The organism is Streptomyces sp. NPDC059452, from assembly GCF_042750035.1.
Classification (GTDB): Bacteria; Actinomycetota; Actinomycetes; order Streptomycetales; family Streptomycetaceae; genus Streptomyces.
Genome location: NZ_JBHYVE010000027.1, coordinates 59,790 through 77,390 on the forward strand (window position 1 = coordinate 59,790; position 17,601 = coordinate 77,390).

Below are 17,601 nucleotides of genomic sequence, written 5' to 3' on the forward strand. Positions count from 1 at the left end.
GGTCGTGCCAGGACCGCCTGTGTCTGTCAGTCCTTCAGTCCTTGACCGTGAACCCGGCCGCCTTCAGCGCGAACGTCCTGCCGCCGTCCTTCGCGGAGGCCAGGACCGCCACGTTCCAGGCGCCCTTCGGCGATTCGGCCGCCTCCGCGCCGGTGACCTTCACCCGGTACGTGCAGAGCGCGGCCCTGTCCCCCGAGGGGCCCGAGGGCTCACAGGTGGCGGACTCCACGTGGGCCATCTCCTCCGCGTCCGGGGCGGGCGTCATGGTCTGGGGCCAGGCCAGCACCTTCAGGTTCCGGATGCCGGAGTCGTCCGACACCCGGGCGGTGAAGGTGAGCGAGCCGTCCTTGTCCGCGCTCGGGGCGACGTACGTGGCGGAGGCCTTCGTCACCTCGGGCCCGGTGCTCCCGGTGCTCCCGGTTCCGGCGAAGGCGTAGGTGCCCGCTCCTGCCAGCAGGGCGACACCGGCGAGGGCGGAGACGGTGACGGTGACGACACGCTTGGGCATGAGGGCTCCTCGGTGAAGTGATGGCCGGTCGGATCAGCGGTCGATCGGTGCTATGTGGCCATGGTGGGGCTGCCGGGGAGCCCGGGGCGTGAGTGCGCGTGCTCATTCCTCGTACTCAGTGGTGCAGGTCAGGTGTCCAGTTCGGGAGTGTAGGAGAGCTCCAGGGAGACGGGCTCGGTCTGCTGGTCCGAGGCGGTGACATGGGTGGTGTGGCGGGTGAGGCGCAGGCCCATCGCGGCGAGTTCGCCCGGTTCGTGGAGGGCGCAGAGCAGGGCGGCCGCCGCCGGGAGGGTGAGGGGGGTGGTGGAGCTGTGCCCGAGGACGGCGGCGGTGTCGGGGGCGGTGAGGGCGGCCTGGCCGGCGTGGTCGAGGACCTTGGCGGGGTCGTCGACGATGAGTTCCTCGATCTGGATGCGCCGGGTGCGGACGCGGAGGTCCAGGGGGCGGCGGGGGAGCTGCCTCGGCGGGGCGAAGGCGGGGTGAGGGTCCGGGTCGGTCAGGTTGGGGTGGTTCATGGGGTGGACTCCAAGGTGCGCGCGTACGGGACCGGCGAGTTCGGGGCGGGGGAGGGGTGCTGGGCGGGGGCAGGAAAGGTGCTGTACGGGGAAGGGGGCGGCGAGGGTGGAGGTGGTGGGCCAAGAGGGTGCCCGTCGTTCAACTGCGGTCCCGTGAGCAGGCGATGATGGTGCGGCGGGCGAGCGCGGGGATGATCGGGGCGCGCCGGCGAGCGGTGGTCGGGGTGGCCATGAGGGCTCCGCGAGGGTGCGAGAGGCGGTGGCAGCACTCCGCCGTCCTGTGGTCGGTGGAGTCGGACATACTCACCATGAGAGCGGCGCGCGATCATCGCAAGGTGCACTGTGTGCACTGTGCACAAGCTGCGTGAAGTGTCGGATGTCGAGCTGGAGCAGGAGGAGGAGCCGTGGCACGTGAACGGTCCGGCCGGACCGCGCAGCACCTGGTCCTGGTGGCGCGGCTGCGGCACCTGCGGGAAGGGGCCGGCCTCTCCGTACCCCAGGCCGCCAAGCGGCTCGGCTGGCACCCGTCGACGCTGCGGAGGCTGGAGCAGGCGCAGACGTCCCTGGACGTGGGGCAGGTGTCCGCCCTGCTCGACCAGTACGGGGCGGGGGTGTCCGAGACCGACGACATCATGGGGCGGCTCAACGCGGCCAACATGCCCGGCTGGTGGCATCCGTGGCGCGATGCGATGGACCCCTGGCTCATGGACCTGATGAGCGTGGAGTCCGCCACCAGCTTCGTACGCACCTGGGACCCGGCGCTCGTGCCGTTGCTGCTGCGCACCCCGGCGTACGCCATGGCCGTGGACGCCGTCATGCGGCCGGAGCTGGACGCGGCGGTCCGGCGGCGGCGCGCGGATCTGCTGATGATGCGTCAGCGGCGGCTGCGTGAGCAGCAGGCGCGGGTGTGGGCGGTCCTGCCGGTCACCGCACTGCGCTGCCGGGTCGGCGAAGGCGAGGTGATGCGCGAACAGCTCGCCGCACTCCAAGAGGCCGCGGAGCGGCGGGATGTGATGGTGCAGCTGCATCCCGAGAGTGCACCGCCCCATCCGCTGACCGGGGTTCCGGCATTGAGCCTTTACCGCGTGGAGATCCGCGAGATCGCGGATCATGTGGTGCGCGAGGGCGGGTTGCCGGGAACGGCGGAGGTCTGGGACAGCGACCCGCCCGTACAGGAATATCAGGCGATGCTGGACGTTTCGTGCGTGATGGCGATGCGTCCGGACCGAACGAGGGAGGTCCTGCAGGATGAGTACGACCGGGAACGGAAACGGGGCTGAACTGCCCGCGCAGATCGACACGAGCGTCGCGCACTCCGCGCGCGTGTGGAACTACTGGCTCGGCGGGAAGGACAACTTTCCGGCGGACCGGGCCGCGGGCGACGCCTACCGGGAGAAGTACCCGCTGATCGAGACGTTCGCGAAGGAGTCGCGTGACTTCCTGCGCCGTACGGTGACCTACCTCGCCCGCGATGCCGGGATCAGGCAGTTCCTGGACGTCGGCGCGGGCCTGCCGACGGCGAACAACACGCACGAGGTCGCCCAGCGGATAGCCCCGGATTCGAAGATCGTCTACGTCGACCACGACCCGCTGGTGCTGCTGCACGTCCACGCCCTGCTGACCAGCAGCGCCGAGGGCGCGACCGCCTACGTGGAGGCGGACATGCGCGACACGGAGGCCGTCCTGAACGGCGCGGCGAAGACCCTGGACCTGAGTGCGCCCGTCGCCCTGGTGATCTCCGACGTGCTGGGGCACATCGTGGACTGGGACGACGCCCTGTCCCTGGTGCGGCGGCTGGTGGAGCGGCTGCCCTCGGGCAGTTACCTCTCCCTGTCCCACTCCACCGCATCGGACGAGGCCCACCGGGCCGTCCAGGACGAGTACAACAGCAGCGGGGCGATCCCGTACATCTTCCGCGAGCCGGAGACCACGATCGCGTTCTTCGACGGGCTGGAGATGGTGGAGCCGGGGATGGTGTCCTGGCCGAACTGGCGGCCCGACGCGAACACCGGCACCACCACCGCCCGGGCCGGGTGGGGGGCCGTCGCCCGCATTCCCTGACCCGCCCCATTCCCGTAACCGCCGCGCCGCGCACCCGGATCGCAGGTGCGCGGCGCGCTTCGTCCCGTCTTGTTCCGATCGCCGAGGGGGTGCGGTGTGAGCGCCATGCATACGGCCGGACCCGACGCCGTCGGCCCGGGAGATGCCCGTACGGTGCGGGAGGGGGATGCCCGTACGGTGCGGGAAGCGGTGGCGGACCGGCTGCTGCGGGCCGCGACGCGGTCCGGTGCGCAACTGGTCAGCGAGGCCGCCGTTCTCGTCCAGGGGGCGGCGGTGCTGGCCGACCCGATCGCCGGGGCCGTCTACAGCACGCCCGCCACCGCGGCCGCCGAGGGCGTCCACGCCGCGGCCCATCCGCAGGACCGCCCGCACCACGTGCAGCGCCCGGCGGCCGGAGCCGTCCTCGTCCTGCACCCGGCGCCCACCGTGCCCGCCGAACACGTCGGCCACGTCGCCGCCACCACGGCGGCCCTCCTGGAGGTGCGCGGGCAGCGGGCCGCCGAGCTGCGCGCCGAACAGATGCGGCTGCACAGCACCTTGCTCCGGCTGCTGCTGGCCGGTCACACCGCCGCCGTCACGGACACCGTGAGCGCGGGCGGGCTCACGCATGTCACCGTCTACCGGCTCAGCGGCCCCGACGTCCCCACCGCCCACCAGGTCCTCTGGCGGGCCGCCCGCCCGTCCCTGGCCGGGCACGGCGGATCCTGCGCCCTGATCGGTGAGGTGGACGGCGAACTCCTGGTCGCCGAGCTCCACCACGGCAGCGACGACGGGCGGATCCTGCGCCTGGTCTCCCGGGTGAGCGAACGTCACGGCCTCCTCGCGGGGCTGGCCGGACCCCTGCCCCTGGCCGAGATGCCCACCGCTCACGCCGACGCGGCGGCGGCCCGGCACAGCGCCACCCCCGCCCACCGCATCGTCCCCGCCGACGCCGTCGGCACCACCCAGCTCGCCCGGCTGCTCCCCCCTGGCCCGTACGCCACCTGGGCGCGGTCCGTGCTGAGCCCGCTGGCCCCGGAACACCGGCACCTGCTCCTGGTCCGGCTCCGCACCGGCAGCGCTCCCCGCGCCGCCGCCGCGCTCGGGCTCTCGCCCGGCACGGTCCGCACCCGGCTCCGCGGCCTCGCCGCCCTCCTCGGCGCGGACCTGGACGATGTCACGGTGCAGGCGCACCTGTTGCTCGCGCTCCGGGCCCCGACCGGCGGCGACGATCCCGGCCCGGGGCGGGGGGATGATCCCGGCCCCGGCCAGGGCGATGACCCCGGCCCCGGCCAGGGGGAGAACGGCAGCGGCCAGGAGGGCGGTCGGGACCCCGGCGGCGAGGCCCGGCCGGAGAGCGGCGGCCAGGAGAACGGCGATCGGGCCCGCCTGGAGGCGCTGCCCGGCGGGATCCTGGACACCGACGCGGCCCGCACCTGGGCCGTCGGTCTGGTCGGAGGGCTCGCCCCCCATCTCCGGATCGCGCTCGCCTGCTGGCTGCGCCACCACGCCCGAACCGCCCCCGCCGCGACCGAGCTGCACGTCCACCGCACCACCCTGACGGTCTGGCTGACCCAGTGCGCCGAGCGCCTCGGGCAGAACCTCACCGACGCCACCGTCCGCGCCGAACTGCACCTCGCCCTGGAGGCCACCGCGAAGGACGGGGACGACCCGAGGGTCCTCCCCCGGCGGGGCGGGCGCACGTACCGCCGTCTGTAAGCACCCGCGCCGTGCGTCGTGCTCCGTCGTGCTCCGTCGTGCTCCGTCGTGCTCCGTCGCGAGGAGGCCCGGGCCGCCCTGGTCACCGTGCCCGTCCTCGCCCGCGGGGCGAGTGGCCGAAATCCGCTTCTTGACCCGGTCATGACATGGGTTCATCCTGTGCCCGTCGCACAGCTCCACCCCCCACCCCCACGGACTCAGGAGACTGCCAGCATGCGACTCGCCAGCACACGGAAACCCCGCCCGGCGAAGGTCGGAACGAAGACCAGGACGAAGACCAGGACGAAGACCAAGACGAAGACCAGGACGAAGGTCAGAAGGAACGCCACCCTCGCCGTCCTGCTCGCCCTCGGCCTCGCCGCCCCGGCGTCCGCCGTCGCCACCGCCGAGACCTCCGCCCCGAACGCGGCCGTCGCCGCGGACGAGCGGACGCTCCAGTACGAGATCACCGGGCGCACCACCCCCGCCGCCCGTACCGAGATCGCCCGCGCGGGCGTCTCGATCGACGAGGTGCACCAGCACGGCATCGTGATCACCGCGGACGCTGCCCAGGCCGGGAAGCTCCGGGCCAAGGGCCACGTCCTGGAGGCGCTGCCCGCACCTGACGCCGACGCCCACGACCACGACCACGGCTCGGACGGGGCCACCGCGCTCGACTTCCCGCCGGCCGACTCCCGTTACCACAACTACGCCGAGATGACCGCGGCCATCGACGCCCGCATCGCCGCCAACCCCTCGATCATGAGCAAGCGCGTCATCGGCAAGACCTACCAGGGCCGCGACATCGTCGCGATCAAGATCAGCGACAATGTGGGCACTGACGAGGCCGAGCCCGAGGTCCTGTTCACCGCCCACCAGCACGCCCGCGAGCACCTGACCGTCGAGATGTCGCTCTACCTGCTCCGCGAGTTCGCCGAGGGGTACGGCTCCGACCCCCGGATCACCCAGGCGGTCGACGGCCGCGAGCTCTGGATCATCCCGGACATGAACCCGGACGGCGGCGAGTACGACATCGCCACCGGCTCGTACCGCAGCTGGCGCAAGAACCGGCAGCCCAACTCCGGCTCCACCGCGGTCGGCACCGACCTCAACCGCAACTGGGCCTTCAAGTGGGGCTGCTGCGGCGGCTCCTCCTCCAGCCCGTCCTCGGAGACGTACCGGGGCAGGGCCGCCGAGTCCGCGCCCGAGACGAAGGTCGTGGCGGACTTCGTACGGAGCCGGGTGGTCGGCGGGAAGCAGCAGATCACGGCGGCCATCGACTTCCACTCGTACAGCGAGCTGGTGCTCTGGCCGTACGGCTACACCTACGCCGACACGGCCCCCGGCATGACGGCCGACGACCGCAACGCGTTCGCGGCGGTGGGCCGCAAGATGGCGGCGAGCAACGGGTACACCGCCGAGCAGTCCAGCGACCTCTACATCACCGACGGCTCGATCGACGACTGGCTGTGGGGCTCGCAGCGGATCTTCGGCTACACCTTCGAGATGTACCCGCGCTCGGCCTCCGGCGGTGGCTTCTACCCGCCCGACGAGATCATCGAGCGCGAGACCTCCCGCAACCGGGACGCGGTACTGCAACTGATCGAGAACGCGGACTGCATGTACCGGTCGATCGGCAAGGAGGCGCAGTACTGCTCGTGACGGGGTTCCCGCCGAGTGCGGGCCGGGTCCGGTGGTGCTTCACGGCACCGGCCCCGGCCCGCGAAGTGCCCGCGAAGCGCCCGCATTCCGTACACGGGAGGGCTTCCGTACACGGGAGGGGTTCCGTACACGGGAGGGGTTCCGTACACGGGAGGGGTTCCGTACACGGGAGGGGTTCCGGCCTTATGGTGCCACTATGTGCGGAATCGTGGGTTATGTCGGTGGGCAGTCGGCGCAGGACGTCGTCGTCGCAGGACTGAAGCGCCTCGAATACCGGGGCTACGACTCGGCGGGTGTCGCCGTGCTCGCGGACGGCGGGCTCGCCGCCGCGAAGAAGGCGGGCAAGCTCGTCAATCTGGAGAAGGAGCTGGGGGACCGGCCGCTGCCGGCCGGGCGGACCGGGATCGGGCACACGCGGTGGGCGACGCACGGGGCGCCCAACGATGTGAACGCCCATCCCCACCTGGACAACGCGGGCCGGGTCGCCGTCGTCCACAACGGGATCATCGAGAACTTCGCGGCCCTGCGGCGCGAGCTGACCGGGCGCGGGCACGCCCTGGAGTCGGAGACGGACACCGAGGTCGTCGCGCATCTGCTGGCCGAGGCGTTCTCGGCGGGCGGGGACCTCGCGGACGCCATGCGGCAGGTGTGCCGGCGGCTGGAGGGGGCGTTCACGCTCGTCGCCGTGCACGCGGACCAGCCGGACGTGGTGGTCGGCGCCCGGCGCAACTCCCCGCTCGTGGTGGGGGTGGGGGACGAGGAGTGGTTCCTCGCCTCCGACGTCGCGGCCTTCATCGCGCACACCCGGTCCGCCATCGAGCTGGGCCAGGACCAGGTCGTCGAGCTGAGCCGCGAGGGCGTCACCGTCACCGGGTTCGACGGGGCGCTCGCCGAGGTGCGCGAGTACCACGTCGACTGGGACGCCTCCGCCGCAGAGAAGGGCGGTTACGCCTCCTTCATGCTCAAGGAGATCGCCGACCAGCCCCAGGCCGTCGCCGACACCCTCCTCGGCCGGATCGACGGCGAGGGAACGCTGAGTCTGGACGAGGTACGCATCCCCGACGCCGAACTCCGCGAGGTCGACAAGGTCGTCATCGTCGCCTGCGGGACCGCGTTCCACGCCGGGATGATCGCCAAGTACGCCATCGAGCACTGGACCCGGCTGCCCTGCGAGACCGAGCTGGCCAGCGAGTTCCGCTACCGGGACCCGATCCTCGACCAGCGCACCCTCGTCATCGCCATCTCCCAGTCCGGCGAGACCATGGACACCCTGATGGCGCTGCGCCACGCCCGCGAGCAGGGCGCGAAGGTGCTCGCCATCTGCAACACGAACGGTTCGACGATCCCGCGCGAATCCGACGCCGTCCTCTACACGCACGCCGGGCCCGAGGTCGCCGTCGCCTCCACCAAGGCCTTCCTCACCCAGCTCGTCGCCTGCTACCTCGTCGCCCTGTACCTCGGCCAGTTGCGGGGCACCAAGTGGGGTGACGAGATCCGTACGGTGGTGCGCCAGCTCTCCGCGATCTCCGCCGAGGTCGACCGCGTACTGGAGACCATGGAGCCCGTCCGCGAGCTGGCCCGCTCCCTCGCCCACCACGACACCGTGCTCTTCCTCGGGCGCCACGTCGGCTACCCGGTGGCCCTCGAAGGCGCGCTCAAGCTCAAGGAACTCGCGTACATGCACGCCGAGGGCTTCGCGGCCGGGGAGCTCAAGCACGGGCCGATCGCGCTCATCGAGGAGGGCCTGCCGGTCGTCGTCATCGTGCCGTCGCCGCGCGGGCGTTCGGTCCTCCACGACAAGATCGTCTCCAACATCCAGGAGATCCGGGCCCGGGGCGCGCGCACCATCGTCGTGGCCGAGGAGGGCGATGAGGCCGTCGTCCCGTACGCCGACCACCTCATCACCGTCCCCGCAACGCCTACGCTGCTTCAGCCGCTGGTCGCCACCGTGCCGCTCCAGGTCTTCGCCTGCGAGCTGGCGACGGCCCGCGGCAACGAAGTGGACCAGCCGCGCAATCTGGCGAAGTCCGTGACCGTGGAGTGAGCCGGGGCGCGCGCCCCGGAGCGAAGTGATGGGGATGGCGAGGGTGGGTTCGTGATCATCGGAGTCGGGATCGACGTGGCCGAGATCGAGCGGTTCGGCGCCGCGCTGGAGCGTACGCCCCAGTTGGCCGACCGGCTCTTCGTCGAGGGCGAGCTGACCTTGCCCAGCGGCGAGCGGCGCGGAATCGCCTCGCTCGCCGCCCGGTTCGCCGCGAAGGAGGCCCTGGCGAAGGCGCTCGGGGCGCCGGGCGGGCTGCTCTGGAGCGACGCGGAGGTCTGGGTCGAGGAGAGCGGGCAGCCCCGGCTCCGGGTGCGCGGCACGGTGGCCGCCCGCGCGGCCGAGCTGGGGGTGCGGGGCTGGCACGTCTCGCTCAGCCATGACGCGGGGGTGGCTTCGGCGGTGGTGATCGCGGAGGGGTGAGGCTCGCGGAGGGCTGAGGTTCGCGGGGGCCGGGGTGACCGGGAGGCCCGCCGCCCGGCGGATCGGGAGGGGCGAGGGTCCACCGGCCCCCGGGGTGACCGGTCGGGGGCCGCTTCCGGCCGACGAGGGCGCGTGCGCGCATGTGGAGGTGGCGTTCGGGCCCGTGATCGCCCAGGGTTGGCGGTATGCGACGTGCCTACAGCGTGGAGACCGTACGGGCCGCCGAGGCCGCCCTCATGAAGCGGGTGCCGGAAGGTGCCCTGATGCAGCGTGCCGCCGCCGGGCTCGCCGCCGCCTGCGGGGATCTGCTCCGGCGCAACGGCCGGGTGTACGGGGCCCGGGTCCTGCTCCTGGTCGGCAGCGGCGACAACGGGGGCGACGCCCTGTACGCCGGTGCGCGGCTCGCCCGCCGGGGCGCCGGAGTGCGCGCCCTCCTCCTCGCGCCCGACCGGGCGCACGCGGGCGGACTCGCCGCGTTCCTGGCCGCCGGGGGGCGGATTGCCGACGGGCCCGATGAAGTCGGCGGCGCGCTCGACCTCGTCGTGGACGGCATCACCGGGATCGGCGGTCGCGGCGGGCTGCGCGAGGACGCCGTGGCCCTGCTGCGGGCGGTGACCCGGGACGGGGGCCAGGCCCAGAGCAAGGGGCAGGGCCGGGACCGTACCCCTGTCATCGCCGTCGACCTGCCCAGCGGGGTGGAGGCCGACAGCGGGGAGGTGCACGGCGAGGCCGTGACGGCCGACGCGACCGTCACCTTCGGCACGTACAAGCCGGGCCTCCTCATCGACCCCGCCGCCGAACACGCGGGCGCCCTGCGGCTGGTGGACATCGGGCTCGGGCCGGAGCTGCCGGAGCCGCCGGACCTGGAGGCGCTCCAGTCCGCGGACGTGGCGGCGCTGCTGCCGGTGCCGGGCGCCGAGAGCGACAAGTACAGCCGGGGGGTCGTCGGCGTCGTCGCCGGTTCCGAGCGCTACCCGGGCGCGGCGGTCCTCGCGGTCGCGGGCGCCCTGCGCGGCGGGGCGGGGGCCGTGCGGTACGTGGGCCCCGGCGCGGACGCGGTGATCGCCCGCTTCCCGGAGACCCTGGTGCACGCCGGGCCGCCCTCGAAGGCCGGACGCGTGCAGGCGTGGGTCGTCGGGCCGGGGCTCGGGGACGGGCGGTGGGCGGAGGAGGCCGCCGCCGATGTGCTGGCCGCCGACGTCCCCGTACTGGTCGACGCGGACGGGCTGCGGCTGCTGGACCCTGAGACCGTACGGACCCGGACCGCCGCCACCGTGCTGACCCCGCACGCCGGGGAGGCCGCCGCGCTGCTCGGCGTGGCGCGCGAGGAGGTGGAGGCCGGGCGGCTCGCCGCCGTACGGGAGCTGGCCGCCCGCTACCGCGCCACCGTGCTCCTGAAGGGGTCCACGACCCTCGTCGCGGAGGCCCGGGACACCCCCGTACGGGTCAACCCGACCGGGACCGGGTGGCTGGCCACGGCGGGCAGCGGCGATGTGCTGTCCGGGCTGACGGGGTCCCTGCTCGCGGCCGGGCTCGCCCCGCGCGACGCGGCCTCCGTCGGCGCCTACCTGCACGGACTCGCCGCCCGGCACGGCTCGGACGGGGGCCCGGTCTCCGCGCAGGACGTGGCGGACTCCATCCCGGCGGCCTGGCGCGATGTGCGGGCAGGGTGAGGAGAGGGGCGGGGTGAGGAGAGGGGTGGGGCGGGGGGCGTGCGGCGTAGGGGGCTGACATGCGGCGTACGCGGGTGGGGTGAGCGGGTCCGTGGCGGCGTGCGACTCGCGGGCGTGGCGGTCCGGGGCCATCGTGGAAGCCCGATAGCCGCGATAGCCCCGATGACTCCGATGCCCCGATGACCCGACGACCTCGATGACCCCGGCGGAAAGGCGGTCCATGCCGTGAGCGGCAGCGAACCCGTACGCGTACGCAGGGTCTACGACCCGCCCGAGGACGGCGACGGCACCCGCGTCCTCGTCGACCGGCTCTGGCCGCGCGGTGTCTCCAAGGAGCGGGCCGCGATCGATGTGTGGCTGAAGGAGATCACCCCCTCGGACGAGCTGCGGTCCTGGTACCACCAGGACCGCTCCGGCGCCCGCCACGACACCTTCGTCGACCGCTACCGCACCGAGCTGGCCGACCCGGCCCACACCGAGGCCGTCGACCGGCTGGTGGGGATCGTGCGCGAGGGCGGCCCGGTCACGCTGATCACCGCCGTCAAGGATGTCGCCGACAGTCATGTCCCGGTCCTCGTCGACCACCTCAAGCATGTGATGAAACGTACATAGGTCGTACATAGGTGTGGATAACGGCGTGCGGTGCCGGGGAGGCGGCAGGCACCTCTGAGACACTGGGCGCGATGAACGAGACAGCGTCCCTGAGAGCCCGTGCCGAGATCGACCTCGCCGCGCTGCGCGCCAATGTGCGTGCCCTGCGCGAGCGGGCGGCCGGGGCACAGCTCATGGCCGTACTGAAATCGGACGCGTACGGGCACGGGGCCGTGCCGTGCGCCCTTGCCGCCCGGGAGGCCGGGGCGACCTGGCTCGGCACCGCGACCCCGCACGAGGCCCTCGCCCTGCGGGCCGCCGGGCTCGACGGCCGGATCATGTGCTGGCTCTGGACGCCGGGCGGGCCCTGGCGCGAGGCCATCGAGGCCGACATCGACGTGTCGGTCAGCGGTCTGTGGGCGCTGCGCGAGATCGTCGCGGCCGGAGCCGACCGCCCGGCCCGCGTCCAGCTCAAGGCCGACACCGGCCTCGGCCGCAACGGCTGCCAGCCCGCCGACTGGCCCGAACTCGTCGCCGAGGCCCGCGCCGCCGAGCGGACCGGCATCATCAAGATCACCGGCCTCTGGTCCCACTTCGCCTGCGCCGACGAGCCCGGCCACCCCTCGATCGCCACCCAGCTCTCCGCGTTCCGGGACATGGTCGCGTACGCCGAGAAGGAGGGCGTGGAGCCCGAGGTGCGTCACCTCGCCAACTCCCCGGCCACGCTCACGATCCCCGAGGCCCACTTCGACCTCGTACGGACCGGCATCGCGATGTACGGCATCTCGCCCGCCCCCGAGCTGGGCACCCCCGCCGAGCTGGGGCTGCGCCCGGTGATGACGCTCGCCGCCGCCGTCGCCCTGGTCAAGGACGTCCCGGCCGGGCACGGCGTCAGCTACGGCCACCACTACGCCACCCCCGCCGAGACCACGCTCGGCCTGATCCCCGTCGGCTACGCGGACGGCATCCCGCGCCATGCCTCGGGGCGCGGTCCGGTCCTGGTCGGCGGCAGGGTCCGTACGGCGGCGGGCCGCGTCGCGATGGACCAGTTCGTGGTGGACCTCGGCGGCGACCGGCCCGAACCGGGCGCCGAGGCGGTGCTGTTCGGACCGGGCGACCGGGGCGAGCCGAGCGTGGAGGACTGGGCGGTGGCCGCCGGCACGATCGGGTACGAGATCGTCACCCGGATCGGCGGCCGGGTACCGAGGGTGTACGTGAACGGGACGGCAGGTCCGGCGGCTCCGGGAGGTCCGGCGGCTCCGGCAGGTCTCGCCGCAGCGACCGGCCCGAGCGCTTCGGCCGGACCGAACCATCCGGCCGGGCCGAACGATCCGACCGGGGGCGCACCGCAGTGAGCGACAGCAGCGCGGGGGCGGCGGCGGGGGACGTCGTGGCGGCTGCCGCTTCGACGGCGGCGGGCTGGCGCCGGGCGGGGGTGGCCGGGGCCGCGATAGGAGTGCTCGCCGCGGGTGCGGCGGCCGGGGTCGCCGTCGAGCGGCTGACGGTCGGGCGCGGGATGCGCAAGAAGGCCCGCCTCGCGCTGGACGCCACCGGACCGTACGGCTCCCTGCGCGGCACCCCGGGCCGGGCGGTCGCCGACGACGGGACCGAGCTGTACTACGAGGTCGACGAGGTGGAGCCCGCGCAGCCGGGGGACGGGGCCGTTTCCCGTGGAAACGGCCCCGGTGGCTCCACCGGAAACGGTCCCGGCTCCCCCGCCCCCGGCTCCACCGCTTCCGGCAGCCGCCGCCGTCGGCTCTTCGGGCGCAAGGCCCCCGCCCCCGTCACCGTCGTCTTCAGTCACGGCTACTGCCTCGGTCAGGACTCCTGGCACTTCCAGCGCGCCGCCCTGCGCGGCCTCGTCCGCGCCGTCTACTGGGACCAGCGCAGCCACGGCCGCTCCGAGCGCGGGCGCGCCCAGGCGGAAGGGGTGGGCCTCGGCATCGACCAGCTCGGCCGCGACCTCAAGGCCGTCATCGACGCGGCGGCCCCCGAAGGGCGGATCGTGCTCGTCGGCCACTCCATGGGCGGTATGACGATGATGGCGCTGGCCGATCAGTACCCGGCCCTCATCCGCGACCGGGTCGCCGCCGTGGCGTTCGTCGGCACCTCCAGCGGCAAGCTCGGCGAGGTCACCTTCGGGCTGCCGGTGGCGGGCGTACGGGCGGTGCGCCGGGTGCTGCCGGGGGTGCTGCGGGCGCTGGGTACGCAGGCGGAGCTGGTGGAGAAGGGGCGCCGGGCCACCGCCGACCTCTTCGCCGGGCTGATCAAGCGGTACTCGTTCAGCTCGCGGGACGTGGACCCGGCCGTCGCCCGGTTCGCGGAGCGGCTGATCGAGTCGACCCCGATCGATGTGGTCGCCGAGTTCTACCCGGCCTTCACCGAGCACGACGAGAGCGGCGCGCTGCCCGCCTTCCGGGATGTGCCGGTGCTGATCCTGGCCGGGGAGAAGGACCTGGTCACCCCCAGCTCGCACAGCGAGGCCATCGCGGAGGTGCTGCCCGAGGCCGAGCTGATCCTGGTGCCGGACGCCGGGCACCTGGTGATGCTGGAGCACCCGGAGACGGTCACCGACCGGCTGGCCGACCTGCTCGTACGCGGCGGGGCGGTGGCTGCCGCTAACGTTGGCGAGCATGGAAGCACCGCACAGCAGCCCGGCCGCTGAGACCGTTCCGGGCGCCCCCTCGGACCTCTCGACGGCCCCCTCAACGGACCTCCCCGAGGCCGTCACCGTGACGATCACCGTCGAGTCCCCCGAACAGATGCAGGACCTGGGTCGCCGCCTCGCGAGGGTCCTGGCCCCCGGCGACCTGGTCATGCTCACGGGCGAGCTGGGCGCCGGGAAGACGACCCTCACCCGGGGCCTCGGCGAGGGCCTCGACGTGCGCGGCGCGGTCACCTCGCCCACCTTCGTCATCGCCCGCGTCCACCCGCCGCTGGGCACCGGTCCCGCCCTGGTCCACGTCGACGCGTACCGCCTGGGCGGCGGTCTCGACGAGATGGAGGACCTGGACCTCGATGTGTCGCTGCCGGAGTCGGTGGTGGTCGTGGAGTGGGGCGACGGCAAGGTGGAGGAGCTCTCCGAGGACCGCCTCCGGGTCCTCATCGACCGCGCGACCGGCGACACGGACGACGACCGGCGCGAGGTGACCCTGGTGGGCATCGGCCCGCGCTGGGCGGGGCTGCGGGGGGAACTGGCGTAGCGGCAGCGCTGCCCGGGGCGGGGGAGGGCCCGTCTGTGGGGCGCCGGGACGATCAGTAGTGTTGCTCCGTTCGGCACTGACCACGGGGGAACGCGCATGGAACACCTACGCCACGACGATCCGGCGCGCGTCGGGCCCTACGTCCTGCTGGCGGCCCTCGACGCGCGGGACGGCGGCCGTCCCGGACCGGACCGCCGCTACCTCGCCCGCCGTGCCGACGGGGACGGCACCGTCCTCCTCTGCCTGCCCCGCCCCGGCGCCGACCCGGCGCGCTGGTCCGCCGAGGCGCGGGGCGCGCTCCGCCTCTCCTCCATACCCGGCTTCCTGCCCGTCCACGAGAGTGGCCACGACCCCTCCGGAGGGCCCTGGTACGCGGCCCCGTACACCCCGGCCCTCCCGCTCCCCGCCGCGCTCGCGGCGCACCGCGGCCCCCTCCCCGTGGCCTTCGTCCTGGCCCTGGGCGTGGCGCTGGCCCGCTCGCTGGCCGCCGCCCACGCAGTCGGCGCGGCCCACGCGGGGATCTGCCCCGCCACCGTCCTCATCACCTCCGACGGGCCCCGCACGACCGGGTTCGGCGCGGTCCGCGCGGCCGGGCCCGGCGCGGCGGCGGACTCCGGCCTCGAACCCGCGAGCATCGCGCCCGAGCAGCTGACGGGCGGTCTGCCCCGGCCGCTGGGCGATGTGTACGCCCTCGGCACGGTCCTGGCGTACGCGAGCACCGGCCACACCGTCCCCGAGAGCGCCGAACTGCCGCTCCCCCTGCGCACCGCGGTCTCCGGGTGCCTGGCCCGCGACCCGGCGGCCCGGCCCGACGCGGCACGCCTGGCGGCCGAACTCGCCGAGGCCGGGGCGGCCACCCGTGGGGGAGCGGGAGCCACCGTGCTCGACGGCGTGTTCCCCGTACCGCTGCCCGCCCGGGTCGCCGCGGAGCTGGTCCGGCAGTCGGCGGAGATGCTCGCTGCCGAGCTGCCCGTACCGGAGGAGCCGGTTCCGGGCATGCCCGGTCCGGCGGGCTCGCCCGCCCTCCCCGCGACGGACCGGGGCTGATCGCCGATGTTCTCCGCACTCACCCACGACGACCCGCAGCGGCTGGGCGGCTACCGGCCGTTGGCCCGGCTGGGCAGTGGCGGCATGGGCACCGTCTATCTGGCCCGCTCCGGCGGCGGGCGCGTCGTCGCCCTCAAGACCATGCACGCCCGGATCGCCACCGACCCCGTCTTCCGTACCCGCTTCCGGCTGGAGACCGAGGCCGCCCGGGTGATCGGCCCGGTGCACGGCGCCCGGGTCTTCGACGCCGACCCCGCCGCCGAAACCCCCTGGCTGGCCACGGAGTACGTCCTGGGGCCGACGCTCGACGAGGCGGTGGAGCTGACGGGGCCCCTGCCGGAGACGGCGGTACGGGCCCTGGGCGCCCGGCTCTGCGCCGCCCTCGGCCAGCTGCACCGCTCCGGGGTGGTCCACCGCGACCTCAAGCCGTCCAACATCATGCTCACCGCCGACGGCCCCAAGGTCATCGACTTCGGGATCGCCCGTGCCTTCGGCGACGACCGGCTGACCCGTACCGGGGCGGCGGCGGGCACGCCCGCGTACATGTCTCCCGAGCAGGCCACCGGCCAGGAACACACCGCCGCCGGTGACGTGTTCGCCCTGGCCGCCGTGCTGACCCTGGCGGCGGCCGGGCACGGCCCGTTCGGCTCCGGGCAGGCGGCGGACCTCCTGTACCGCGTCCGCTACGCCGAACCCGACCTCACCGGCGTACCGGCGGGCCTGCTCCCGGTGCTGGCGCGCTGCCTGGCCAAGGACGCCGCCGAGCGGCCGTCCACCGAACACCTCGCGGCCGAACTCGAACCGCCGACCGGTGACTTCGTGGAGCAACTGCCCGCCGCCCTGGTGATGGAGACCGTCCGCAGGTCCGCCGCCGTCTGGTCCGTGGCCCCGCACCGCCTCCCGCCGCCCGCGGACCACCCGGTGGACGGAGCCGCCCGCACGGCCACCGCACCGGCCGGGCGGTCCGCGCCGTCCCGCCGCCGACTGCTCACCCTGGGCGGCGGCGCCCTGCTCGGCGCGGCGGCGGTCGGGGCGGGGGTGAAGTTCCGGCCCGGCCAGGACACCTCCGCCGGGCCGGGCCCGAGTGCCGACAAGAGCCCGGCCTGGGACGTGCTGTGGCAGGTGAAGGCCGACTACGGCCCCGATCCGGAGGTGCCGTTGGCGCCGTACCTGCTGGAGAAGGCGGTCGTGGTCGCGGTCGACTCGAACGAGCTCCAGTCCCTCGACCCGAAGTCCGGCAAGGCCCGGTGGGACAACCCGGACCTGCACCACTTCCCCCACACCGCCTCGGACGGGCGGCGCATCCACGTGATCGACTACCCCTTCGAGGAGACCGATCCGTTCGTCGTCCGACCGTTGAACCTGACGGACGGAAAGCTCGGTGAGCCCGTCGCCGAGATCCCGGACCTTCAGGGGCGTCACCGGCAGAACCAGCTCCTCCGCGTCGCGGACGGGGCCCTCTACGCGGTGGGCGGACGCGGGCCGGTCTCGCCCCAGGCGTTCCGCGAGGACCAGTCCTGGTCGCTGGTGGCGCTCGGCCTGGACACCGGCCGCCCGCGCTGGACCGTGCCCCTGCCCGCGCGCCCCGATGGTTCGCAGCGGCGGCACTTCCTGGCGGCCGAGGTCCGGGGCGACCACCTGGTCCTGACCCGGCAGGACGCGGACGGCGGCCTCACCCTGTCCGTCCGCGACACCGGCACCGGGCGGCTGCTGTGGGAGCGCCCGCTCGAAGGGAAGCAGTCCGCCTTCGCCCGGGCGCGGTTCGCGGTGGACGACCGGTATGTCTACACGACGTCGGACGGACTGGCCGCCTGGCGGCTCGCCGACGGCAAGCAGGCCTGGCGGTTCACCCAGGGGCGGCCGGGGGCGGGGCAGAGCCCGCCCACGGTCGCCGACGACACGGTGTACGTCGTGGAGCAGGGCCGGGGGGTCCTCGCGGTGGACACCGGGGACGGGGCCCTGCGCTGGGCGGAGAAGGGCCGGGCGGACACCGAGATCGTCCTCGACGTGGAACCGGCCGTCGGCCCCGGCCACCTGTACAGCGCCTCCGCGTCCGGGCTGGTCGCCACCCGGCGGAGCGACGGCAGGTCGGACCGGCCCTTCAAGGCGGCGGTCGGCCGGTACTTCCCGCACGAGCCCTCGGGGCTGCTCGTCGCCGTGGGCGACGCGTACGCGGCCGGGTTCACCCTGCGCTGACCCG

At 74.2% G+C, this 17,601-nt stretch carries 15 protein-coding genes; 13 read left to right on the forward strand and 2 right to left on the reverse strand.

Annotated features, from left to right (window positions below; genetic code table 11):
* Positions 1 to 34: 34 nt before the first annotated feature.
* Together ACFW9Z_RS29110 and ACFW9Z_RS29115 are read right to left on the reverse strand one after the other, a co-directional pair.
* Positions 35 to 508: a DUF5707 domain-containing protein gene (locus ACFW9Z_RS29110; protein WP_384645548.1), complete on the reverse strand. Its 474-nt coding sequence runs from the start codon at positions 506 to 508 to the stop codon at positions 35 to 37.
* Positions 509 to 636: 128 nt separating this feature from the next.
* Complete coding sequence (locus tag ACFW9Z_RS29115; protein ID WP_384645549.1) at positions 637 to 1,023, reverse strand: hypothetical protein; 387 nt, start codon at positions 1,021 to 1,023, stop codon at positions 637 to 639.
* Positions 1,024 to 1,427: 404 nt separating this feature from the next.
* On the opposite strand from ACFW9Z_RS29115, the gene ACFW9Z_RS29120 reads away from it, so the two are divergent.
* The 13 genes from ACFW9Z_RS29120 (at position 1,428) to ACFW9Z_RS29180 (ending at position 17,597) form a co-directional block, all read left to right on the forward strand.
* On the forward strand, positions 1,428 to 2,303 hold the full coding sequence (locus tag ACFW9Z_RS29120) for a helix-turn-helix domain-containing protein (protein WP_384645550.1): 876 nt from the start codon (positions 1,428 to 1,430) through the stop codon (positions 2,301 to 2,303).
* Positions 2,272 to 3,084, forward strand: a complete 813-nt coding sequence (locus tag ACFW9Z_RS29125) for an SAM-dependent methyltransferase (RefSeq protein WP_384645551.1) — start codon at positions 2,272 to 2,274, stop codon at positions 3,082 to 3,084. Before ACFW9Z_RS29120 ends, ACFW9Z_RS29125 begins: the two co-directional genes overlap by 32 nt.
* A 96-nt stretch (positions 3,085 to 3,180) precedes the next feature.
* Positions 3,181 to 4,782, forward strand: coding sequence for a helix-turn-helix domain-containing protein (locus ACFW9Z_RS29130; protein ID WP_384645552.1), 1,602 nt, complete (start codon positions 3,181 to 3,183; stop codon positions 4,780 to 4,782).
* Between the two features lie 213 nt (positions 4,783 to 4,995).
* Positions 4,996 to 6,423: a M14 family metallopeptidase gene (locus ACFW9Z_RS29135; RefSeq protein ID WP_384645553.1), complete on the forward strand. Its 1,428-nt coding sequence runs from the start codon at positions 4,996 to 4,998 to the stop codon at positions 6,421 to 6,423.
* Positions 6,424 to 6,619: 196 nt separating this feature from the next.
* A complete protein-coding gene (gene glmS, locus ACFW9Z_RS29140; RefSeq protein WP_384645555.1) occupies positions 6,620 to 8,467 on the forward strand; it encodes a glutamine--fructose-6-phosphate transaminase (isomerizing) in 1,848 nt (615 codons plus the stop codon).
* Between the two features lie 51 nt (positions 8,468 to 8,518).
* Positions 8,519 to 8,887, forward strand: a complete 369-nt coding sequence (locus ACFW9Z_RS29145) for a holo-ACP synthase (RefSeq protein WP_384645557.1) — start codon at positions 8,519 to 8,521, stop codon at positions 8,885 to 8,887.
* Between the two features lie 185 nt (positions 8,888 to 9,072).
* A complete protein-coding gene (locus tag ACFW9Z_RS29150) occupies positions 9,073 to 10,560 on the forward strand; it encodes an NAD(P)H-hydrate dehydratase (protein ID WP_384645558.1) in 1,488 nt (495 codons plus the stop codon).
* 225 nt (positions 10,561 to 10,785) lie between these two features.
* A complete protein-coding gene (locus tag ACFW9Z_RS29155) occupies positions 10,786 to 11,172 on the forward strand; it encodes a DUF488 domain-containing protein (protein WP_384645559.1) in 387 nt (128 codons plus the stop codon).
* A gap of 71 nt (positions 11,173 to 11,243) precedes the next feature.
* Positions 11,244 to 12,506 (forward strand): alanine racemase, encoded by a 1,263-nt coding sequence (alr, locus tag ACFW9Z_RS29160; RefSeq protein WP_384645560.1) that lies wholly within the window; start codon positions 11,244 to 11,246, stop codon positions 12,504 to 12,506.
* Positions 12,503 to 13,816, forward strand: a complete 1,314-nt coding sequence (locus ACFW9Z_RS29165) for an alpha/beta fold hydrolase (RefSeq protein ID WP_384645561.1) — start codon at positions 12,503 to 12,505, stop codon at positions 13,814 to 13,816. The genes alr and ACFW9Z_RS29165 overlap by 4 nt, the downstream gene beginning before the upstream one ends.
* A complete protein-coding gene (gene tsaE, locus ACFW9Z_RS29170) occupies positions 13,785 to 14,354 on the forward strand; it encodes a tRNA (adenosine(37)-N6)-threonylcarbamoyltransferase complex ATPase subunit type 1 TsaE (protein WP_384645562.1) in 570 nt (189 codons plus the stop codon). The genes ACFW9Z_RS29165 and tsaE overlap by 32 nt, the downstream gene beginning before the upstream one ends.
* Before the next feature lie 96 nt (positions 14,355 to 14,450).
* Positions 14,451 to 15,401 (forward strand): serine/threonine protein kinase, encoded by a 951-nt coding sequence (locus ACFW9Z_RS29175; protein WP_384645563.1) that lies wholly within the window; start codon positions 14,451 to 14,453, stop codon positions 15,399 to 15,401.
* Between the two features lie 6 nt (positions 15,402 to 15,407).
* Positions 15,408 to 17,597: a PQQ-binding-like beta-propeller repeat protein gene (locus ACFW9Z_RS29180; RefSeq protein ID WP_384645565.1), complete on the forward strand. Its 2,190-nt coding sequence runs from the start codon at positions 15,408 to 15,410 to the stop codon at positions 17,595 to 17,597.
* Positions 17,598 to 17,601: the final 4 nt, after the last annotated feature.

Excerpts from the sequence above, each read along its gene's own strand:
- ACFW9Z_RS29110 (WP_384645548.1), bottom strand. The coding sequence starts at position 508 with ATGCCCAAGCGTGTCGTCACCGTCACCGTCTCCGCCCTCGCCGGTGTC.
- ACFW9Z_RS29115 (WP_384645549.1), bottom strand. The coding sequence starts at position 1,023 with ATGAACCACCCCAACCTGACCGACCCGGACCCTCACCCCGCCTTCGCC.
- ACFW9Z_RS29125 (WP_384645551.1), top strand. The coding sequence starts at position 2,272 with ATGAGTACGACCGGGAACGGAAACGGGGCTGAACTGCCCGCGCAGATC.
- ACFW9Z_RS29135 (WP_384645553.1), top strand. The coding sequence starts at position 4,996 with ATGCGACTCGCCAGCACACGGAAACCCCGCCCGGCGAAGGTCGGAACG.
- glmS (WP_384645555.1), top strand. The coding sequence starts at position 6,620 with ATGTGCGGAATCGTGGGTTATGTCGGTGGGCAGTCGGCGCAGGACGTC.
- ACFW9Z_RS29150 (WP_384645558.1), top strand. The coding sequence starts at position 9,073 with ATGCGACGTGCCTACAGCGTGGAGACCGTACGGGCCGCCGAGGCCGCC.
- alr (WP_384645560.1), top strand. The coding sequence starts at position 11,244 with ATGAACGAGACAGCGTCCCTGAGAGCCCGTGCCGAGATCGACCTCGCC.
- tsaE (WP_384645562.1), top strand. The coding sequence starts at position 13,785 with ATGGAAGCACCGCACAGCAGCCCGGCCGCTGAGACCGTTCCGGGCGCC.
- ACFW9Z_RS29175 (WP_384645563.1), top strand. The coding sequence starts at position 14,451 with ATGGAACACCTACGCCACGACGATCCGGCGCGCGTCGGGCCCTACGTC.
- ACFW9Z_RS29180 (WP_384645565.1), top strand. The coding sequence starts at position 15,408 with ATGTTCTCCGCACTCACCCACGACGACCCGCAGCGGCTGGGCGGCTAC.